The following is a 16,491-nucleotide window of genomic DNA, read 5'->3' on the forward strand; positions in this document are numbered from 1 at the left end:
GCTTGGGCCCACCTGCGCGTAAGGATCAGGTTCCGCAGATTATACGGCGAACATCAGCAGCAGCGAGACCAGGAATGCGAAGATCCCCAGGGCTTCTGCGAATGCGATACCGATGAACAGGGTTGCGGTCTGCGAAGCAGCCGCCGAAGGGTTGCGCAGAGCGCCGGCCAGGAAGTTGCCGGCCACGTTGCCCACCCCGATTGCGGCCGCGCCGGAACCGATTGCTGCCAGGCCTGCGCCGATGTGTGCGAGATCGCCTTCCATGATGTTTCTCCTTACGAATTGGAAGTTTCGATTTTGGGTTATCGTTCCTGTGCTCAGGGTCGTCCCTGATCAGTGATGCGGATGCAGAGCGTCCTTCAGATAAACACAGGTCAGAATGGTGAATACGTAGGCCTGAATGAAGGCCACCAGGACCTCGAGGCCGTACATTGCGGTGATCGCCAGAACGGACACGGGCGAGATCACGGCGACCGCGGCGAAGCCGGCGAAAACCTTGATCACGGCGTGGCCGGCCATGACGTTACCTGCAAGACGAATGGAGTGGCTGACCGGGCGCACGAAGTACGAGATCAGCTCGATGATCGCCAGGATCGGGCGCAGCGCCAGCGGCGCGCTGGACACCCAGAACAGGCTGAGGAACCCGGCGCCGTTCTTGACAAAGCCCAGAACGGTCACGGTCAGGAACACGGCCAGCGCCAGCGGAATGGTGACCGCGAAATGCGATGTCGTAGTGAACGAGGTCGGGATCAGGCCGAGGAAGTTCGCTGTGACGATGAACATGAACAGGGTCATGACATACGGGAAGTATTTGACGCCTTCCTTGCCACAGATGTCTTCCAGCATCTTGTAGATGAATCCGTATGCCAGCTCGGCGATCGACTGCATACGGGTCGGAACGATGGCGCGCTTCGAGGTGCTGAGCACCAGCAGGCCGATGATGGCCAGAACCGCGAAGAACAGCCACAGGGTCACGTTGGTGGGCGTGTACCAAGCCATCTCACCGCCGAAAAGCGGCTTGACGATGAACTGGTCCATCGGATGGAAAACCAGGCTGCTGCCTTCTGCTGCGGTGGTCTCGGTCGCCACGTTCAGTCCCTCTCGTCCTTCTCGGCCTGTGTCGAGGCCGCTTGTTTCTCTTGAGCTTCTTGCGCGCTGCGGAGCATGACCTTCACGCCCGCGACAAGGCCCAGCAATGTGAACAGCACCAGGAAGATCGGGATCGTCCCGAACAGGCTGTCCAGCCCGTACCCGATGCCAAATCCGATCCCCAGACCGGAAACCATCTCGATGACCATCCGCCAGGCCAGCTCGCCCCCGGATATGTCAGCGTCCGCACGAGGTTTCGGCGCTTTGGCCTTTTTTGCCGCGTCGATCTTGGCCTCAAGCTGCGTCAGGCGCTGCTTTGGGTCGTCATCGGTCACGGGCGTTTCCCTCGCACAGTCTTGGCGCAGTTGCTATGCGGCCTCGCGCGCAGAGTCAACGCTGTTGATGGCTCCAATTGGCGCAGCTTAAACCTTTGTTTTCTAATGTATATTAAGGGAGCACGTTGTCTGCCGATCGGGTCACTGGCAATCCATTCCGCTGGAAGCACCGGATTCCGCATATTCAACCAAATGGTTGACCAAACTTTCCGGCTGTGGTTCAGCGGGATCATGTCCGATGACCTCGATACCGTCTTTGCGGCCCTGGCCGACCCCACGCGGCGCGCCATTCTGGCGATGCTGCTCGAGGATGACATGGCCGTCACCGACGTGGCCGAGCCGTTCGAGATGTCACTGGCGGCGATCTCAAAACACTTGACGATCCTGACCCGGGCCGGGCTGATCAGCCAGGAAAAGCGCGGCCGGGTGAAATGGTGCAAGCTGGAACCCGACGCGTTGCGCGCGGCCTCGGTTTGGATGCAAGGGTTCGGGCAGTTCGAACCCGTGAATCTGGACGCGTTCGAGCGGTTCCTGGAAAACCAGCTTTCCGCGGGGGACGAGGTCTAGCGCACTACGAAGACCGACATGCTGGCATGTTTGGCCAGATATCCGGCATGACTGGACAGTATAAAGTCGGTAATCCGCGGCGCATGGGTGCCCACCACGATCAGGTCGGCACCGATCTCTTCAGCGGTGCGGGCCAGGTCACCATCCACTTCGACCGCCACATCCACCGAATGAATGTTGCGGAAATCAACTTGCGCTCCACTGGCTTGGGACAACTCGTCCGCCAGATCGGACAGATGGTCCTTGATCGCGGATTCGGTTTGCGTGGGGTCGCCGGGCTGATTGCTTGTCACGCTGACGATGGTTATCCGCGCCCCCTGCCACCGGGCGACTTGTGCCGCAACCTCGGCCGCCTTGCGCACTTCGGGTGGCAGATGCAGATCGACGGGAAACATTATGTGTTTGAACATCAGTCCCTCCTTTCACGCCGACAGCTTAGCGGGTTTGACACAACCGGCCCTTGATGTGGCTCAACCCAAGAGGATCAGCCTTGCTGGCTGTACTCGACCCCTGTGACCACGCCGCTGGGATCCGCGCGGCACAGCCAGGGTGCCTGAGCGCCGGCCACTGCGACCTGCGTGACGGTTCCCGCCGGTTCGGCAGTTGTAGACAGAGCCTGGACATCCGCGGGGCTCCGGTTTGCCTCAGCAGCCACCAATGCCTCGCAGCTGGCTTGAAGGGTTGAATTGTCGGCGGTGTCCTGCGTACATCCAAAAACCAACATTAGCGTGGCCGAGGCAATCAATCTGTGCATGTTCCGGTCCTTTCGGAGTTTGCCTCACCCTGCCACGAACGGGCGCTTTGGCAAAGGTCAGTCCGGCGCGGTTTGTTGCCGAGCCATCCCTAGGTCATCCCCTTTCAGCAGCAGCACGAGGGCAAGGATCGTCAGCCCTATTCCCACCAGGACCAACGGGCCCGGCGCCGGCTGGCCCAGCGCGATCTGCCAGATGATCACCCAGCTGGGCGTAAGGTAGGTATAGGCCATGACCTTGGCCGATGGCAGCAGCAGCGTGGCGTACTGCAACAGAACGAAGGTGGCCGCGCTGGCGCAGATGGCGACGTAGAAAAGGCCGATCCAGACGATCGCCGGCAGGTTGGCCCAGTCGGTCGCGCGGATGTCGGACCAGCCGAACACCGTCAGCACAGCGCACCCGGCCACCAGCGTGCCGAAGGTGAACACGACCGGCGGCTCGCCCCGGTTCAGCTTTCGCACCATGGGCGTATAGATCGCATGGGCCACACAGCCCCAGAAATAGATGATCTCGCCCCGCCCGATCTCAAAGGCGCGAAAGGCCAGCCAATCGGCGCGGAACACCACCCACAGCGCGCCAACCGCGCCAACGCTCAATGCAAGGGCCATGTGCGGGGTGGTGATCTGGCGCAGCAACACCCACCCCGCCACCGCCGAAAGGATCGGCGTCAAGGTGAACACCGCCGCCGCGCTGACTGGCGGCGCGGTTTTCAGCCCGTAGAACATCAGCACGAAATAGGCCGAGAACAGCCCGCCCAGCACCAGATACCGCCACGGCGCGCACGCCGCGCTGCGCGGCAGGCCGGTCGTCATCAGCGCCGCAATGCCGATCACCACGCCGGCAATCGCGAACCGCGCGGCGTTCAACGCCGCCGGCGCGATCTCGTTGGCAATCATCGAACCCAGCGAGAAACTGCCCGCCACCAGCGCCGAAAACACCAGCATGGCCAGATGGCCACGCGCCTGCGGGCTCATGGCAGCCAGTCCTTGGCCTGCTCCTTGAGGAATTTAAGAAAGGTCTGCACCTTGTTGGTGCGGTGCAGATCCACATGGGTCACCAGCCACAGGTTGCCGGCCCATTCCGGCAGCGGGTCCATCACCTCCTGCAACTGCGGATGGCGGGCGGCCTCCCACCGGGCCATGAAGCCGATCCCCGCCCCGGCCAGTACCGCCTCGGCCACGGTGAAGTTGTTGGAACAGCGGAAGGTGATCGCATCGGCCGGGACATTGGCGCGCAGCCAACGTGAAAAAGGCGCGCGGCTGTTTTCATCATCCGCCCCGACGAAGGCGTGGTTGGGGAAATCCTCGACGCCCGCGGGCAGGCCGCGCCGCGCGATGTAGTCCTGACTGGCATAAAGCCCCACCTCTTGCGTCATGAAGGGCTGCACCACGTTGTCCGGCTGGTCGGGGGCCGCACCGGCGCGGATCGCCACATGCGCCTCGCCATATTCCAGGCGGAACAGGCGGTCGCCGGTCAGATAGCGCACGATCAGGTCGGGATGGTCCTGCTGGAACGCGGTCAGGGTGGGTACCACCAGCGGCGCCAGCGAGGCCAGCGAGGTCACCACCAACTCGCCCGAGACATCGTCTCCGCGCCCCTTCAGCCGCCCGACCAGTTGGTTGAACTGATCCTCGGTGGCCTGGGCCACGCGCAGCAGATCCTCGCCCGCCTCGGTCGGGGTGTAGCCGCGCGCGTGGCGCTGGAACAGCTTGACCTTCAGCCGGGCCTCGATCGCGTCGATATGGCGGATCACCGTGGCGTGGTGCACCCCCAGAACCTCGGCCGCGCCGCTGACCGTACCCATTCGCGCAACCTGATAGGCGGTGCGGACCTCGTCCCAATTGTCCATGACAAAACCAATTCTGTGCAATTTCCAACAATGCCTGTTGATTTATCCTAGTTTCGTTCGCTCACGCAATACTCATATTGGGCCCAGACGCAAAATCCGAACCCTGAGAAGGATCCACGCCATGACAAAGACCATCCTGCATATCGACGCCTCGGCCCGCCGCACCGGCTCGGCCACCCGCGACCTGTCGGCCCGCATCGTTCAACACCTGGGCGCCAGCCGCATCATCCGCCGCGACCTGGCCACGCCGCTGCCCCTGCTGACCGAGGACTGGATCGCCGCCAACTTCACCCCCGCCGATCAACGCGACGCGACCCAGCGCGACCTGCTGGCCCTGTCGGACGAGTTGGTCAAGGAACTGCAGCAGGCCGACACGGTGGTGATCGGGTTGCCGATCTACAATTTCTCGGTCCCGGCCGCCTTCAAGGCCTGGATCGATCTGGTCGCCCGTGCAGGCCTGACGTTCTCGTATACCGAGAATGGCCCCAAAGGCCTGCTGGAGGGCAAGCGCGCCATCCTCGCCATCGCTTCAGGCGGTACCGCAGTGGGGTCCGAGATCGACTTTGCAACCGGATACGCCCGCCATGTTCTGGGCTTCATCGGCATCCATGACGTGGATGTGGTGGCCGCTGACCGCATGGCGCTGGACCCGGAAGCAACTCTGAGCAACGCCCAGAAAGCCGTCGCCGAACTGGCCGCCTGATCCGGCCACTGGCCATCCCCGGTCAAACCGTCCAATCTGTCCCCGAGCGGGATCGGCAGATTGGACGGTTGTCATGAAGAAGATCGGAATTCTGGGCGGGGTCGGCTGGGCGTCGACAATAGACTACTACCGCGCCATCGCCGAGGGCGCCGGACGCCATTTTGCAGACCGTGGGCACGGATCACCGCTGCCTGTTCCTCCGATGACCATCGAGTCCGTCACCCAGGCCAAAACCCGCGCGCTGCGCGGAACCGCCGGCGACGAAGCAAGCTGGGCCGCGTTCGATGCCGTTTTCCGCGATGCACTGCTGACGCTTGAGCAGGCGGGATGTGATTTCGGCATCATCGCCTCGAACACACCTCACGCCCGTTTGCATGCGATCCGGCAGGGCGTGACCATCCCGATCCTGAGTATCTTTGATGCAACCGCCGTGGCAACCAAAACGACAGGCGCCAAAAGCGCGCTGGTGCTGGGAACCTCGGTCACGATGCAAGCGCGCCACTATGCGGAACGGCTGGCGGCTGAAGGCATCACAGCCAATGACCGACTTCCCGAGGACCAGATCGCGGAAATGCAGGCCATGATCGACACCGAGTTCTACGGCGGTGCCTCGGCCAATGCCCGCGGCCGTCTGCTGGCATTCTGCAATCGGCACGCCGCCCCCGGAACCGCGATCCTGCTGGCCTGCACGGAATTGCCGCTGGCCTTTCCCCAACATCTTGGTGACCCGGTTTTTGAGGCCGACGGGCACCTGTTCGTCAATCCCTCGGCCGCCCATGTCGCCGCCGCGTTGAAAGAGGCGCTGAGCGAATGATCACGGCAGCCAGGTGACCTCGCACCCGATCCGGTCGAAGAAGGCCATCAGGTCGTCGCGCGCCATGGCCACCGTCCGGTCGTTGACCAATGGATGCATATAGATCACGTCCGCGCGCTGCGCCGCGTGGTCCATGAAGAACCGTACACCGTTGCCAACGCCGTTTATCATGGCCAGCGGGCTGACCGCGCCGGGACGGATGCCAAGGTTCTGCATCAGCCGATCCGCCGACCCGAAGGACAGGTTGCCTACACCCAGTTCGGCGCCCAGCGCCTTGAGGTCGATCTCGCGGCTCTGTTCCAGCGTCACCAGGTAGTTCCGCTTTTTCTTGTCGCGCAGATACAGGTTCTTGAGCCGCAACGCGTTTTCGCCCGGCACCATGAACTGATCTTCGACCGCCTTCGACTCTTCGACCGTCCGCAGCGGGACGTGGCTGTGCAGACGATAGGGCAGCCCCCAATCGTCCAACTGCGCCAGCAAGGCGTCCGAACTGAGCGGCAATGAGTCCTGAAAGGCGGATGAGGCGTCCATGGTCTTCTCCCGAATATCGCGCCAGTGATGGCCGACGGGGCCAGACGATGCAACCCGGCAAGCGCGGATGGTTGACTCAGGCGGCTAATGGGCCTAAACGCCAACGCAACATCCGGAAGCGTCTGTTCTTCCGGTCCCTTGAGTCGTTCAGGGATCGCCCCCCACCAGCGAGTTTCGCCCGTGGGGGCGTTTGTGCATTGACCCGTCCGCCCCTATCTATGGGGCGCCAACCGACAACCGGCGAAGGAGGCCGAAGGCATGTTTGAAAATCTATCCGAACGCCTCTCTGGCGTCTTTGACCGGCTGACCAAACAGGGCGCCCTGTCCGAGGAAGACGTCAAAACCGCCCTGCGCGAAGTTCGCGTGGCGCTGCTTGAGGCCGACGTATCGCTGCCAGTGGCGCGTGCGTTCGTCAAAAAGGTTCAGGAACAGGCGACCGGCCAGGCGGTGACCAAGTCAATCACGCCGGGCCAGCAGGTCGTCAAGATCGTGCACGACGCGCTGGTCGATACCCTGCGCGGCGAGGACGACCCGGGCAAGCTGAAGATCGACAACCCGCCCGCGCCGATCCTGATGGTCGGCCTGCAGGGCTCGGGTAAGACGACGACCACCGGCAAGCTCGCCAAGCGCCTGAAAGAAAAAGAGGGCAAGAAGGTCCTGATGGCCTCGCTGGACGTTTACCGCCCGGCGGCGATGGACCAGCTGGCGGTGCTGGGCTCCCAGATCGGGGTGGACACCCTGCCGATCGTGCCGGGCCAGAAACCGGTGGACATCGCCAAGCGCGCCAAACAGCAGGCCACGCTGGGCGGCTATGACGTCTACATGCTCGACACAGCGGGCCGTCTGCACATCGACGAGGTCCTGATGGACGAGGTCGAGCAGGTCCGCAACGTGGTCGACCCGCGCGAGACCCTGCTGGTGGTTGACGGCCTGACCGGTCAGGTCGCCGTCGAAGTGGCCGAGGAGTTCGATGCCAAGGTCGGCATCTCGGGCGTGGTCCTGACCCGGATGGACGGTGACGGCCGCGGCGGCGCGGCGCTGTCGATGCGCGCAGTGACCGGCAAGCCCATCCGCTTCGTCGGTCTGGGCGAGAAGATGGATGCGCTGGAAACCTTCGAGCCCGACCGCATCGCGGGCCGGATCCTGGGCATGGGCGACATCGTCTCACTGGTCGAAAAAGCCCAGGAGACCATGGAGCTCGAGCAGACCGAGCGCATGATGAAGCGCATGATGAAGGGTCAGTTCAACATGAACGACCTGAAGATGCAGCTGGAACAGATGATCCAGATGGGCGGCATGCAGGGCATGATGGGCATGATGCCGGGCATGGGCAAGATGGCCAAGCAGATGGATCAGGCCGGGCTGGACGACCGGATCCTGCGCCAGCAGATCGCCATGATCCAGTCGATGACCAAGAAAGAACGCGCCAACCCCGCGTTGCTGCAGGCCAGCCGCAAGAAACGCATCGCGGCTGGTTCGGGCATGGAGGTCAGCGACATCAACAAGCTGCTCAAGATGCACCGGCAGATGTCGGACATGATGAAGAAGATGGGCAAGATGGGCAAAGGCAAGATGCTGAAACAGGCCATGAAGGGCATGTTCGGCAAAGGCGGCCCCTCGCCCGAAGAAATGGCCGCGGGCATGGACCCCAAGGCGCTGGAAGCTGCGGCCAAGGCGATGGGCGGCAAGATGCCCGGCGGCATGCCCGGCATGGGCGGCGGCATGGCCCTGCCCCCCGGCCTGAGCGGATTCGGAAAGAAGAAGTAAGTGACCGCGCCCGTCGCATATCCCTGGGAGGCTCCGGCCACCGGCCCCGCCGCCGCGCTGTCGGCGCGGCTGGCTGCGGACTTGCCGCGGCTGGAGACCGCGCGGCTGGTGCTGCGCGCGCCGCGGATCGGGGATTTCGACACCTATGCCGACATCCTGATGTCGGACCGTGCCAAACACATGGACGGCCCGTTTAACCGGCAGGCGGCCTGGCTGGATTTCTCGCAATACGTCGCGGGCTGGCTGCTGCGCGGCGCGGGAATGTGGGCCATCGAGGACCGCGCGGGCGGTCAGGTTCTGGGTTTCGTGTCGATTGGCATGGAATTCGGCGACCGCGAACACGAGCTGGGCTATCTGCTGACCGAAGCCGCCGAAAGGCGTGGCATTGCAACCGAAGCGGCCGAAGCCGCCCGCGACTTTGCACTGGGGCCGCAGGCCCTGCCGTCACTGGTCAGCTATGTGGACCCCCACAACGCAGCCTCGGCCCTCGTGGCCGAGCGCCTGGGCGCCCAGCGCGACCTGCAGGCCGAGGCCGGGTTCGACGAGCCGGTTCTGGTCTATCGCCACCTGCCCGGCGACGGCGATGGCGGGATGGAGGCCTACGCATGACGACCTTCGCCATCCCGAACCTAGAGACCGAGCGCCTGATCCTGCGGGCGCCGCATCTGGACGACCTGCCGGCCATGACCGCCTTCTATGCGACCGAGCGCAGCCACATGGTGGGCGGGCCCAGAGATGCGGCAGAGTGCTGGAGCGTGCTGGCCAACCGTCTGGGCCATTGGGCGCTGCGTGGCTATGGCCTGTGGCACCTGACCGAAAAGGCCAGCGGTGCTTTCGCAGGCTGGACCGGCATGATCTATGTGCCGGGTTGGGACGAACCCGAGCTGGGCTGGACCCTGATGGAACAGGCCGAGGGCAAGGGCCTGGGCTTCGAGGCCGCGCAGGCCGCCCGCGACCACGCGGCGCGCCATCAGGGGCTGAACGGCGTCATCAGCTATATCGCCCACGCCAATGACCGCTCGCGCGCTCTGGCCCAGCGTCTCGGCGCGACCTACGAGCGCGAGGGCGAAGTGCTGGGCAAGTCCGCGCAGATCTGGCGGCACCCGAAACTCGACACGTCAACGACCGATCTGACCACCGAAAGGACCGGCCAATGAACAATCCCGTGACGCGGGCCGCGGCCTTGCTGAAAGACCACCGCGAAAGCATCGACCGGCTGGACGCGATTCTGGTCTATACGCTGGCCGAGCGGTTCAAGCACACGCAGGCCGTTGGCAAGCTCAAGGCCGAACACGAACTTCCCCCGTCCGATCCCTCGCGCGAGGCCGCGCAGATCGCACGGCTTGAAGACCTGGCGAAAGAGGCGGATCTGGACCCCGATTTTGCCAAGGCTTTCCTGAATTTCATCATTCAGGAAGTCATCCGACACCACAAGAAACACCAGAAGTGAACCCGAGGTTCAACAAACACCAGAAATAGCCGGAACACTCCGGCCAACGCCATCCAAAGGAGATACCACAATGGCAATGAAAATTCGTCTGGCCCGTGGCGGCTCGAAAAAGCGCCCCTTCTACCGCATCGTTGCAGCGGACAGCCGCATGCCGCGTGACGGCCGCTTCATCGAGAAGCTGGGCACCTACAACCCGCTGCTGCCGAAAGACAGCGAAGAGCGCGTGAAGATGAACATGGAGCGCATCCAGTACTGGCTGGACCAGGGCGCGCAGCCGACCGACCGGATCGCCCGCATGCTGGAAGCCGCAGGCGCCAAGGAAAAAGCCGAGCGCAACAACCCTCAGAAGGGCACCCCGGGCAAGAAAGCCCAGGAGCGCGCCGAAGAGAAAGCCGCCAAGGCTGCTGAAGCCGCAGAGGCTGCTGCCGCTCCGGCCGAAGAAGAAGCTGCTGCTGCAGAAGAGTAAACAGGCGGGCGCGTGCAGGATCAGGCTTTCACCGAAGATTTCCGCACGCAGTTCGATCTGTTGATGCGGCTCCGGCGCGATGTGCGCCGGTTCCGCACAGACGCGGTGGACGAGGCAGTGCTGACGCGCTGCCTCGATGCGTTTCAGCTGGCCCCTTCGGTGGGGCTGAGCGAACCGTGGCGCGTGATCCGCGTCGAAAGCACTGCGGCCCGGACCGCGGCGCTGGAGAACTTCAAGGCGGCAAATGACGCGGCGCTGGCGGGCTACTCCGGTGACCGAGCGCAGTTGTACAGCCAGCTGAAACTGTCGGGCATGCAAGAGGCGCCGGTTCAGCTGGCGGTGTTCTGCGATGACGCCACCGACAAGGGCCAGGGGCTGGGCGCAGGCACCATGCCAGAGATGCGCCGCTATTCGGTGGTCTCGGCCGTCACTTTGTTCTGGCTGGCGCTGCGCGCACATGGGCTGGGGCTGGGCTGGGTTTCGATCCTCGATCCCGACCGGCTGGCCCGCGACCTGTCGGTGCCCGAGGGCTGGCGGCTGATCGGCTATTTCTGCGTGGGCTGGCCCGAGGAAAGCTCGGACACGCCCGAACTGGAAACCCATGGCTGGGAGTGCCGCCGCGGCAGCCTGCCGGTGGAAACGCGGTAGGGTGGCATGTTTGGTTTGATACGCCTTCCCATCCTGCTGCTGATCGCCTTTATTGTGGGCGTGTTCTTTGAGCGCAGCAATCAACGCGAAACCTGTGACGAAATCGGTGTCTGGGAAAGTGGAATATGCGTGACAACGGAAATGCCCAATGACTGATCTGATCTGTGTCGGCAGCATCGCCGGGTCCTTCGGCGTACGCGGCGAGGTCCGCCTGAAAAGCTACTGCGCGGTACCCGAGGATATCGAGACCTACTCCCCTCTGACCGACGAGAGTGGTGCCCAGCGCTATCCGCTGATCATCACCCGCGCGATCAAGAACGGATTTGCCGCGCGTCTGGGCGGGGTCGAAACCAAGGAACAGGCGGACGCCCTGAAGGGGCTGCGCCTTTATGCCCGGCGCGAGCAGTTGCCATCGCTGCCGGATGACGAATTCTATCACGCCGACCTTTTGGGGCTTGAGGTCTATGACACCGGCGGAACCCTGCTGGGGCGGGTCAAATCGGTGCAGAACCACGGCGCCGACGACCTGCTCGAACTGCACGGACCGGGACTGAAATCCACTGTATTTCTGCCATTCACCAAAGCGGCCGTACCCACGGTTGACCTTGAAGCCGGGCGTATCGTCGCCGACCCTCCCGAGGGCCTGCTGTGACGCGGCGCATCCTGCTGCATCTGGGCCTTCACAAGACCGGCACGACCGCCGCGCAATCCTTTCTGTTCGAGAACCGAGCGTTGATCTGGCCGCGCCACGCATTGGTTCTGCCCTATGTCACCCGCAAATCCGGGTTATCCGAAGCCGCCACGCGCCATTCGCTGTATGGGACATTCGGTACGCTGTCCGAATTCGGCAATCGCTGGCGCGAACTTCTGGCGACGCTGGATTTCGGGGAAAAGCGCGGCCTGATCCTGAGCGAGGAGAACTTCTCGGGGCTTCGCCCCAGCCGCAATCTGGTTATGGGATACGCCGAAGCCCCTGATCTGGCCGCCTGCCTGGTCGATACGCTGCGCAACCGGCTGGTCGGGTCGGAACTGGACATCACCGTATATCTCTCGCTGCGCCAGCGCGGCAGTTGGATCCGCAGTCTCTGGGCCCATGATCTTCAGCGCACGCGGCTGGTGCAGGATTTCGACACGTTCCGCGAAAGGCTCGAAGAGCTCCCTTCGCTGCAGCAGACTGCGGACGCCGTTCGTGATCGGCTACCCTCGGTTCGAGTGCGGACCGAATGGCTGGAAGACCTGCGTGAGCATAGCTTTGGCCCCGGCACACCTTTTGCCGAATTCCTGGACCTGCCGCCCGAGAAGGCCACCCTGCTGGTCAAGCCCACTCGGTCAAACCCGGCATTGCCGCAAGAAGCGCTGTCCGAAATGCTCGAGTTGAACCGATCGGGGCTGGACGAGGCGGCGCTGGTCCGACAGAAAGCCCGCATCGTCGAACGCGCTCAAATCAGTCTGACCACGAACACATGACGGACAAACCTGCAAAGTCATATGGCCGCAAGGCTATTCGCCCCACGCTGAAACCGCGTGAGCTGCTGACGCCCACGCCGGACCTGCATGGCGTGTGGAAGGCCAAGGTGATCACGCTGTTCCCATCTGCCTTTCCCGGCGTCTTGGGCGAAAGCCTGATCGGCAAGGCGCTGCAGGAGGGGCTGTGGCAACTGGAAACGGTCGATCTGCGGCAGTTCGGTGTCGGCAAGCATCGCAATGTCGACGACACGCCCGCAGGCGGCGGTGCCGGCATGGTGTTGCGGCCGGATGTACTGGGGGCCGCCATTGATCACACTATGGATGGGGTACAGGGCAACTGGCCGCTGATTTACCTCAGCCCGCGCGGGCGCCGGATGGATCAGCGCATGATGCAGAACTTGGCCCGTTGCGATGGCATGACCCTGTTGTGTGGCCGCTTTGAAGGCGTTGATGAACGGGTTTTGGAGCACTACGGCATACAGGAAGTCTCGCTGGGCGATTTCGTCATGACCGGAGGCGAGATTGCCGCGCAGGCGCTGATCGACGCCACCGTGCGACTGCTGCCCGGGGTTCTGGGAAATCAGGCCTCGACCGAGGAAGAGAGCTTTTCGTCCGGCTTGCTGGAACACCCGCAATACACTCGGCCGGCCGAGTGGAACGGGCGCGAGATCCCTCCGATCCTGATGTCCGGACATCATGGGCGCATCGCCGAATGGCGTCACCAGATGGCGGAAGAGATTACCCGCACGCGCCGCCCGGACCTGTGGGATGCCTACCTGAAGGCGCGCGGGGAAACCGACGACTAGGGTGCGCCCGCCTTCCATCGCGCCCAGATATCAGGCGAGCCGTTGAAGGCGTTGATGTCCACCCGCCCCTGCACGCCGGGAACCAACCCGGTGCCCGTGTACTGCCAGAACCGCCAGACTGCCTTGGGATAGACATTGCGCGGATGCCCTGCGACCGAGCGCAGCCAGAACTCGGTCTTTGGCAGACGTCCGATACCTGTGTCCTCGTAGAAATCGACCGTGGTGTAGACGATCGGCCGACGGCCGTAATGTCGCTCCAATATGTCGAGGAACCTTTCCGCCTCGGCCCGCACCGTTTTGCCATCGGGGCGCAGGGTGCAGGTCTTGGAATGGGGGGTCCATTCCATGTCCAGCACATGCGGCAGGTCGGCCCCTCGGGGAACGTTGCGAATGAACCAACGGGCCTGTTCGGCCGCGGGGCGGCAGAAGTAGTAATAGTGATATGCACCCCACGGAACCCCCGCCGCCCGGGCGCCCTGACTGTGATCCTGGAACATCGGATCGGCCACGTCGCCCCCTTCGGTCGCCTTAATGAACACGAAACTGACCCCCGAGGCCTTGGCCTGACGCCAGTCGATCGGTCCCTGCCAACGCGAGACGTCGAGCCCATGCACGGGATAGTGCTCGGGCCGCCGCCGCTCCCAGTCATGCGGGTCGGCATCCGCAAAGGCTGGGTACAGAACCGAAGGTCCGGAAAGTCCCGCGACCACCGGTTGGTCTAAGATTTGGGGCGCCGGCGCACGACGCCCGCAAGACATCAGTGCCAGCGCAAGAACCACGCAGAAAATCGCTTTGCTCATCGTGTTGCTCTGCCTCTAAACCTGCCCTCAAATTATGACCCAGAATGCCCGATCCCCGGCACAAGACAACGCCGCGGTACGTGTGACGGCGGATTCCCACCAAATCCACCGCGATTTGGCCTGAAAACCGGCGATTTGGGCTTGATATGCTCGTCCGACTTCCCTAAACGGGCGCAATCCGGTGCCGCCTTTGGGGCGACTCCGGTGTTTTGGGTTGATCGCAGGAACGCACCTGCCCTTCTTCGGATCAGGGAAGCTGTGGAATAACCCGGACCAAAAGGAACATTCGACCTGACCTCTGGCGGGCTGCAGATCGCGGGACCCGGAGAAGACCAAGAGCTCTCAGATCGTGCCCAACTTCGTGGACCAACCACGAGCAGATAGGAGTAACTGCGATGGACCTGATCGCACAGCTTGAGGCGGAACAGATTGCCGCCCTGGGGAAAGACATCCCCGACTTCAAAGCCGGTGACACCATCCGTGTCGGCTACAAGGTGACCGAAGGCTCGCGCACCCGTGTGCAGAACTACGAAGGTGTCTGCATCGCGCGTAAAAACGGCGACGGCATCGCCGGATCGTTCACCGTTCGCAAGATTTCGTTTGGCGAAGGCGTGGAGCGTGTGTTCCCGCTGTATTCGACCAACATCGACAGCATCACCGTTGTCCGTCGTGGCCGCGTCCGTCGCGCCAAACTGTACTATCTGCGTACCCGTCGCGGTAAATCCGCCCGTATCGCAGAAGTCACCAACTACAAGCCCAAGGCTGGCGCCGAGGCGTAAGGAGCGGAAAGATGAAAAAAGACATCCATCCCGACTACCACATGATCGACGTCAAACTGACCGACGGCACCGTGATCCAGATGAAATCGACCTGGGGCGCCGAAGGCGATCAGCTGGCCCTGGAAATCGACCCCTCCTCGCACCCCGCGTGGACCGGTGGCTCGTCGCGCCTGATGGACGCCGGCGGTCGCGTGTCGAAGTTCAAGAAGAAGTACGAAGGCCTGGGTTTCTGAACCAGCGCCTTTGCGGAATTTCCAAGGCCGTCCCCCAGGGGGCGGCCTTTTTCGTTGGCCGCTTCTATTGCGCGTCCGGAACGTCGAGGTCAAAGACGATGATCCCGTCGGCACCATTCTGACACAGATCACACAGCGGACCGCCCAACCGGCGGTGTGTCGGGTGTTCGGCGTAAGCCTTCACGGCGGGTCGATCCGCAAAGCGGATCACGAACCCATCGCGATAGTCCTGCGACTTTCCTTCGAAATCGAGATTGGGGCCGCTTTCAAAGGCCAAGGCCCCGTCCAGATCAGCGCATAGCTCGGCCAAGCCGGTCAGAACGGCGCGGCGCGCGTCCTGCGGTGCATCTGATCGGAAAGTGAAGAACACGCAGTGCAATATCATGATGTCGGTTCCTGGTTGGGCAAAGTCAGATCCAGTAGGCCAAGGCGAGCGGCAGCACCAGGATCGTCGTCAGGGTTGAGACCATGATGTACCCGGCCACTTCCGGGCCATATTCCGGAACATGCTGGTCGATGAACAGGTATGTCGCAACCGAGGACGGCATCAGGCAGCACAGGATCAACGCTCCGCGTTCGACCCCGGTAAAGCCGAACAGCCAGACAAGCGTGGTGGCGATCCCGGCTGCCAGAACGAGATGCAGACCTGTCAGAACGACTGCCCGGCCAAGGCTGCCCGTCCGAAGCGTGGCCAGCGTGTGACCAAGTGTCAGCAACATCAGCGGGATCGACAGCCCGCCCAGGATGTCAAAGGATTTGGCGATCGGTTGCGGCAGGGCAGAACCCGTAGCCATCAGCGTCAGCGCGATGGCAACCGCATAGATGATCGGAGATGTTGCAAGCTTGCGGGCCGAGAACTCTCCGGCCGGGATCCACATGCCTACCGTGAAAATGCTCACCAACACCACGACGACAAAAGCCATCGTATAGGCCATGCCCGCATCGCCCAGTGCCAGCAAAGTGACCGGCAATCCGATATTGCCCACATTGCCATGCATCAGCGGTGTCAGAAACGCCCGCACCGGCCAACGCAACAGCCGCAACGCCAAAAATCCGAGCACGCCGAATGCCGCAATGGCGAGGGCAGCAGCCGCCATCATGTCCAGAAACGTGGCAATCTGGATCTTGGTGGCGGACAGATGAGAGATGATCAGTGTCGGATATCCCACCTTCGAGACAATCCCGCCAATCACCTTGTTGTCGAACGGTGCGCGCGCGACCGCCAGCCCGTACCCCACACCGGCACAGATCAGCACCGGCAGAACGATGTTCAATACATTCAGGAATACGTGCTCCAAGCTAGGTCCTTGCGTCCAAGTCAGTTTGCAGACTGTGGCGGCGGACGCCCCGTTTGGCAACAACCAAGCGTCAAGCTGCGGGTATCGCGAAAAAAACCAATATAGACACTGATATTGTCCCGCAGACCCCACAGGAC

At 62.9% G+C, this 16,491-nt stretch carries 26 protein-coding genes; 15 read left to right on the top strand and 11 right to left on the bottom strand.

Going from position 1 to position 16,491, the window contains the following annotated elements; all coding sequences use genetic code 11:
- Positions 1–39: 39 nt before the first annotated feature.
- From ACR0LD_RS17775 to ACR0LD_RS17785, 3 genes are all read right to left on the bottom strand, one after another.
- Positions 40–264, bottom strand: coding sequence for a F0F1 ATP synthase subunit C (locus ACR0LD_RS17775; protein WP_005981269.1), 225 nt, complete (start codon positions 262–264; stop codon positions 40–42).
- Between the two features lie 69 nt (positions 265–333).
- Positions 334–1,089, bottom strand: coding sequence for a F0F1 ATP synthase subunit A (locus ACR0LD_RS17780; RefSeq protein WP_093965215.1), 756 nt, complete (start codon positions 1,087–1,089; stop codon positions 334–336).
- Between the two features lie 2 nt (positions 1,090–1,091).
- Positions 1,092–1,424 (bottom strand): AtpZ/AtpI family protein, encoded by a 333-nt coding sequence (locus ACR0LD_RS17785; protein WP_093965213.1) that lies wholly within the window; start codon positions 1,422–1,424, stop codon positions 1,092–1,094.
- A 231-nt stretch (positions 1,425–1,655) separates the two neighbouring features.
- Here ACR0LD_RS17785 and ACR0LD_RS17790 point away from each other — a divergent pair, with 231 nt between their 5' ends.
- Positions 1,656–1,991 (top strand): ArsR/SmtB family transcription factor, encoded by a 336-nt coding sequence (locus ACR0LD_RS17790; RefSeq protein WP_170361571.1) that lies wholly within the window; start codon positions 1,656–1,658, stop codon positions 1,989–1,991.
- Here ACR0LD_RS17790 and ACR0LD_RS17795 read toward each other — a convergent pair.
- From ACR0LD_RS17795 to ACR0LD_RS17810, 4 genes are all read right to left on the bottom strand, one after another.
- The gene (locus ACR0LD_RS17795; RefSeq protein WP_170361483.1) at positions 1,988–2,401 is read right to left on the bottom strand and encodes a universal stress protein; all 414 of its coding nucleotides are present in this window, start codon (positions 2,399–2,401) and stop codon (positions 1,988–1,990) included. The genes ACR0LD_RS17790 and ACR0LD_RS17795 overlap by 4 nt on opposite strands.
- Positions 2,402–2,475: 74 nt before the next feature.
- A complete protein-coding gene (locus ACR0LD_RS17800; RefSeq protein ID WP_141138530.1) occupies positions 2,476–2,745 on the bottom strand; it encodes a hypothetical protein in 270 nt (89 codons plus the stop codon).
- A gap of 57 nt (positions 2,746–2,802) precedes the next feature.
- Positions 2,803–3,717 carry a DMT family transporter gene (locus ACR0LD_RS17805; protein WP_170361481.1) on the bottom strand — a complete coding sequence of 305 codons (915 nt, stop codon included), beginning with the start codon at positions 3,715–3,717 and terminating at the stop codon, positions 2,803–2,805.
- Positions 3,714–4,592: a LysR family transcriptional regulator gene (locus ACR0LD_RS17810; protein ID WP_170361479.1), complete on the bottom strand. Its 879-nt coding sequence runs from the start codon at positions 4,590–4,592 to the stop codon at positions 3,714–3,716. Before ACR0LD_RS17810 ends, ACR0LD_RS17805 begins: the two co-directional genes overlap by 4 nt.
- Before the next feature lie 121 nt (positions 4,593–4,713).
- Between ACR0LD_RS17810 and ACR0LD_RS17815 the strand changes: the two genes are divergently transcribed.
- The gene (locus ACR0LD_RS17815) at positions 4,714–5,295 is read left to right on the top strand and encodes an FMN-dependent NADH-azoreductase (RefSeq protein WP_480638290.1); all 582 of its coding nucleotides are present in this window, start codon (positions 4,714–4,716) and stop codon (positions 5,293–5,295) included.
- Between the two features lie 73 nt (positions 5,296–5,368).
- Positions 5,369–6,109 (top strand): aspartate/glutamate racemase family protein, encoded by a 741-nt coding sequence (locus ACR0LD_RS17820; RefSeq protein WP_480638292.1) that lies wholly within the window; start codon positions 5,369–5,371, stop codon positions 6,107–6,109.
- On the opposite strand, the gene ACR0LD_RS17825 is transcribed toward ACR0LD_RS17820, so the two are convergent.
- Positions 6,110–6,640 (bottom strand): prolyl-tRNA synthetase associated domain-containing protein, encoded by a 531-nt coding sequence (locus ACR0LD_RS17825; protein WP_170392258.1) that lies wholly within the window; start codon positions 6,638–6,640, stop codon positions 6,110–6,112.
- 258 nt (positions 6,641–6,898) lie between these two features.
- Here ACR0LD_RS17825 and ffh point away from each other — a divergent pair, with 258 nt between their 5' ends.
- From ffh to trmD, 10 genes are all read left to right on the top strand, one after another.
- Positions 6,899–8,407 (top strand): signal recognition particle protein, encoded by a 1,509-nt coding sequence (ffh, locus tag ACR0LD_RS17830; RefSeq protein WP_170392260.1) that lies wholly within the window; start codon positions 6,899–6,901, stop codon positions 8,405–8,407.
- On the top strand, positions 8,408–9,016 hold the full coding sequence (locus ACR0LD_RS17835) for a GNAT family N-acetyltransferase (protein ID WP_480638294.1): 609 nt from the start codon (positions 8,408–8,410) through the stop codon (positions 9,014–9,016).
- Positions 9,013–9,564, top strand: a complete 552-nt coding sequence (locus ACR0LD_RS17840; RefSeq protein ID WP_480638296.1) for a GNAT family N-acetyltransferase — start codon at positions 9,013–9,015, stop codon at positions 9,562–9,564. The genes ACR0LD_RS17835 and ACR0LD_RS17840 overlap by 4 nt, the downstream gene beginning before the upstream one ends.
- Positions 9,561–9,857, top strand: coding sequence for a chorismate mutase (locus ACR0LD_RS17845; protein WP_170342735.1), 297 nt, complete (start codon positions 9,561–9,563; stop codon positions 9,855–9,857). Before ACR0LD_RS17840 ends, ACR0LD_RS17845 begins: the two co-directional genes overlap by 4 nt.
- 70 nt (positions 9,858–9,927) lie before the next feature.
- Positions 9,928–10,323, top strand: coding sequence for a 30S ribosomal protein S16 (rpsP, locus tag ACR0LD_RS17850; protein ID WP_093965193.1), 396 nt, complete (start codon positions 9,928–9,930; stop codon positions 10,321–10,323).
- Positions 10,324–10,335: 12 nt separating this feature from the next.
- Entirely contained in the window at positions 10,336–10,971 is a 636-nt protein-coding gene (gene bluB / locus ACR0LD_RS17855) for a 5,6-dimethylbenzimidazole synthase (protein ID WP_480638298.1), read from the top strand.
- Between the two features lie 6 nt (positions 10,972–10,977).
- Entirely contained in the window at positions 10,978–11,127 is a 150-nt protein-coding gene (locus ACR0LD_RS17860; RefSeq protein WP_480638299.1) for a hypothetical protein, read from the top strand.
- On the top strand, positions 11,120–11,623 hold the full coding sequence (gene rimM, locus ACR0LD_RS17865; protein ID WP_093965189.1) for a ribosome maturation factor RimM: 504 nt from the start codon (positions 11,120–11,122) through the stop codon (positions 11,621–11,623). Before ACR0LD_RS17860 ends, rimM begins: the two co-directional genes overlap by 8 nt.
- Positions 11,620–12,438 carry a hypothetical protein gene (locus tag ACR0LD_RS17870; protein ID WP_480638301.1) on the top strand — a complete coding sequence of 273 codons (819 nt, stop codon included), beginning with the start codon at positions 11,620–11,622 and terminating at the stop codon, positions 12,436–12,438. The genes rimM and ACR0LD_RS17870 overlap by 4 nt, the downstream gene beginning before the upstream one ends.
- The gene (gene trmD, locus ACR0LD_RS17875; RefSeq protein WP_170367887.1) at positions 12,435–13,244 is read left to right on the top strand and encodes a tRNA (guanosine(37)-N1)-methyltransferase TrmD; all 810 of its coding nucleotides are present in this window, start codon (positions 12,435–12,437) and stop codon (positions 13,242–13,244) included. Before ACR0LD_RS17870 ends, trmD begins: the two co-directional genes overlap by 4 nt.
- On the opposite strand, the gene ACR0LD_RS17880 is transcribed toward trmD, so the two are convergent.
- On the bottom strand, positions 13,241–14,044 hold the full coding sequence (locus tag ACR0LD_RS17880) for a glycoside hydrolase family 25 protein (RefSeq protein ID WP_170367885.1): 804 nt from the start codon (positions 14,042–14,044) through the stop codon (positions 13,241–13,243). The genes trmD and ACR0LD_RS17880 overlap by 4 nt on opposite strands.
- A gap of 395 nt (positions 14,045–14,439) precedes the next feature.
- Between ACR0LD_RS17880 and rplS the strand changes: the two genes are divergently transcribed.
- Both rplS and rpmE read left to right on the top strand, forming a co-directional pair.
- Positions 14,440–14,823, top strand: a complete 384-nt coding sequence (rplS, locus tag ACR0LD_RS17885) for a 50S ribosomal protein L19 (RefSeq protein ID WP_093965183.1) — start codon at positions 14,440–14,442, stop codon at positions 14,821–14,823.
- Positions 14,824–14,834: 11 nt separating this feature from the next.
- On the top strand, positions 14,835–15,056 hold the full coding sequence (rpmE, locus tag ACR0LD_RS17890; RefSeq protein ID WP_093965180.1) for a 50S ribosomal protein L31: 222 nt from the start codon (positions 14,835–14,837) through the stop codon (positions 15,054–15,056).
- 64 nt (positions 15,057–15,120) lie between these two features.
- Here rpmE and ACR0LD_RS17895 read toward each other — a convergent pair whose 3' ends face one another.
- Both ACR0LD_RS17895 and ACR0LD_RS17900 read right to left on the bottom strand, forming a co-directional pair.
- Positions 15,121–15,441: a Dabb family protein gene (locus ACR0LD_RS17895; RefSeq protein ID WP_480638304.1), complete on the bottom strand. Its 321-nt coding sequence runs from the start codon at positions 15,439–15,441 to the stop codon at positions 15,121–15,123.
- Between the two features lie 25 nt (positions 15,442–15,466).
- Positions 15,467–16,354 carry an AEC family transporter gene (locus ACR0LD_RS17900; protein WP_170367879.1) on the bottom strand — a complete coding sequence of 296 codons (888 nt, stop codon included), beginning with the start codon at positions 16,352–16,354 and terminating at the stop codon, positions 15,467–15,469.
- Positions 16,355–16,491 lie beyond the last annotated feature (137 nt).

The sequence above is a fragment of the Ruegeria sp. BF8 genome (assembly GCF_056538625.1).

Coding starts and splice junctions, on each gene's coding strand:
- ACR0LD_RS17775 (WP_005981269.1), bottom strand. CDS start 264: ATGGAAGGCGATCTCGCACACATCGGCGCAGGCCTGGCAGCAATCGGT.
- ACR0LD_RS17790 (WP_170361571.1), top strand. CDS start 1,656: ATGTCCGATGACCTCGATACCGTCTTTGCGGCCCTGGCCGACCCCACG.
- ACR0LD_RS17795 (WP_170361483.1), bottom strand. CDS start 2,401: ATGTTCAAACACATAATGTTTCCCGTCGATCTGCATCTGCCACCCGAA.
- ACR0LD_RS17800 (WP_141138530.1), bottom strand. CDS start 2,745: ATGCACAGATTGATTGCCTCGGCCACGCTAATGTTGGTTTTTGGATGT.
- ACR0LD_RS17805 (WP_170361481.1), bottom strand. CDS start 3,717: ATGAGCCCGCAGGCGCGTGGCCATCTGGCCATGCTGGTGTTTTCGGCG.
- ACR0LD_RS17810 (WP_170361479.1), bottom strand. CDS start 4,592: ATGGACAATTGGGACGAGGTCCGCACCGCCTATCAGGTTGCGCGAATG.
- ACR0LD_RS17815 (WP_480638290.1), top strand. CDS start 4,714: ATGACAAAGACCATCCTGCATATCGACGCCTCGGCCCGCCGCACCGGC.
- ACR0LD_RS17820 (WP_480638292.1), top strand. CDS start 5,369: ATGAAGAAGATCGGAATTCTGGGCGGGGTCGGCTGGGCGTCGACAATA.
- ACR0LD_RS17825 (WP_170392258.1), bottom strand. CDS start 6,640: ATGGACGCCTCATCCGCCTTTCAGGACTCATTGCCGCTCAGTTCGGAC.
- ffh (WP_170392260.1), top strand. CDS start 6,899: ATGTTTGAAAATCTATCCGAACGCCTCTCTGGCGTCTTTGACCGGCTG.
- ACR0LD_RS17840 (WP_480638296.1), top strand. CDS start 9,013: ATGACGACCTTCGCCATCCCGAACCTAGAGACCGAGCGCCTGATCCTG.
- ACR0LD_RS17845 (WP_170342735.1), top strand. CDS start 9,561: ATGAACAATCCCGTGACGCGGGCCGCGGCCTTGCTGAAAGACCACCGC.
- rpsP (WP_093965193.1), top strand. CDS start 9,928: ATGGCAATGAAAATTCGTCTGGCCCGTGGCGGCTCGAAAAAGCGCCCC.
- ACR0LD_RS17860 (WP_480638299.1), top strand. CDS start 10,978: ATGTTTGGTTTGATACGCCTTCCCATCCTGCTGCTGATCGCCTTTATT.
- rimM (WP_093965189.1), top strand. CDS start 11,120: ATGACTGATCTGATCTGTGTCGGCAGCATCGCCGGGTCCTTCGGCGTA.
- trmD (WP_170367887.1), top strand. CDS start 12,435: ATGACGGACAAACCTGCAAAGTCATATGGCCGCAAGGCTATTCGCCCC.
- ACR0LD_RS17880 (WP_170367885.1), bottom strand. CDS start 14,044: ATGAGCAAAGCGATTTTCTGCGTGGTTCTTGCGCTGGCACTGATGTCT.
- rplS (WP_093965183.1), top strand. CDS start 14,440: ATGGACCTGATCGCACAGCTTGAGGCGGAACAGATTGCCGCCCTGGGG.
- rpmE (WP_093965180.1), top strand. CDS start 14,835: ATGAAAAAAGACATCCATCCCGACTACCACATGATCGACGTCAAACTG.
- ACR0LD_RS17895 (WP_480638304.1), bottom strand. CDS start 15,441: ATGATATTGCACTGCGTGTTCTTCACTTTCCGATCAGATGCACCGCAG.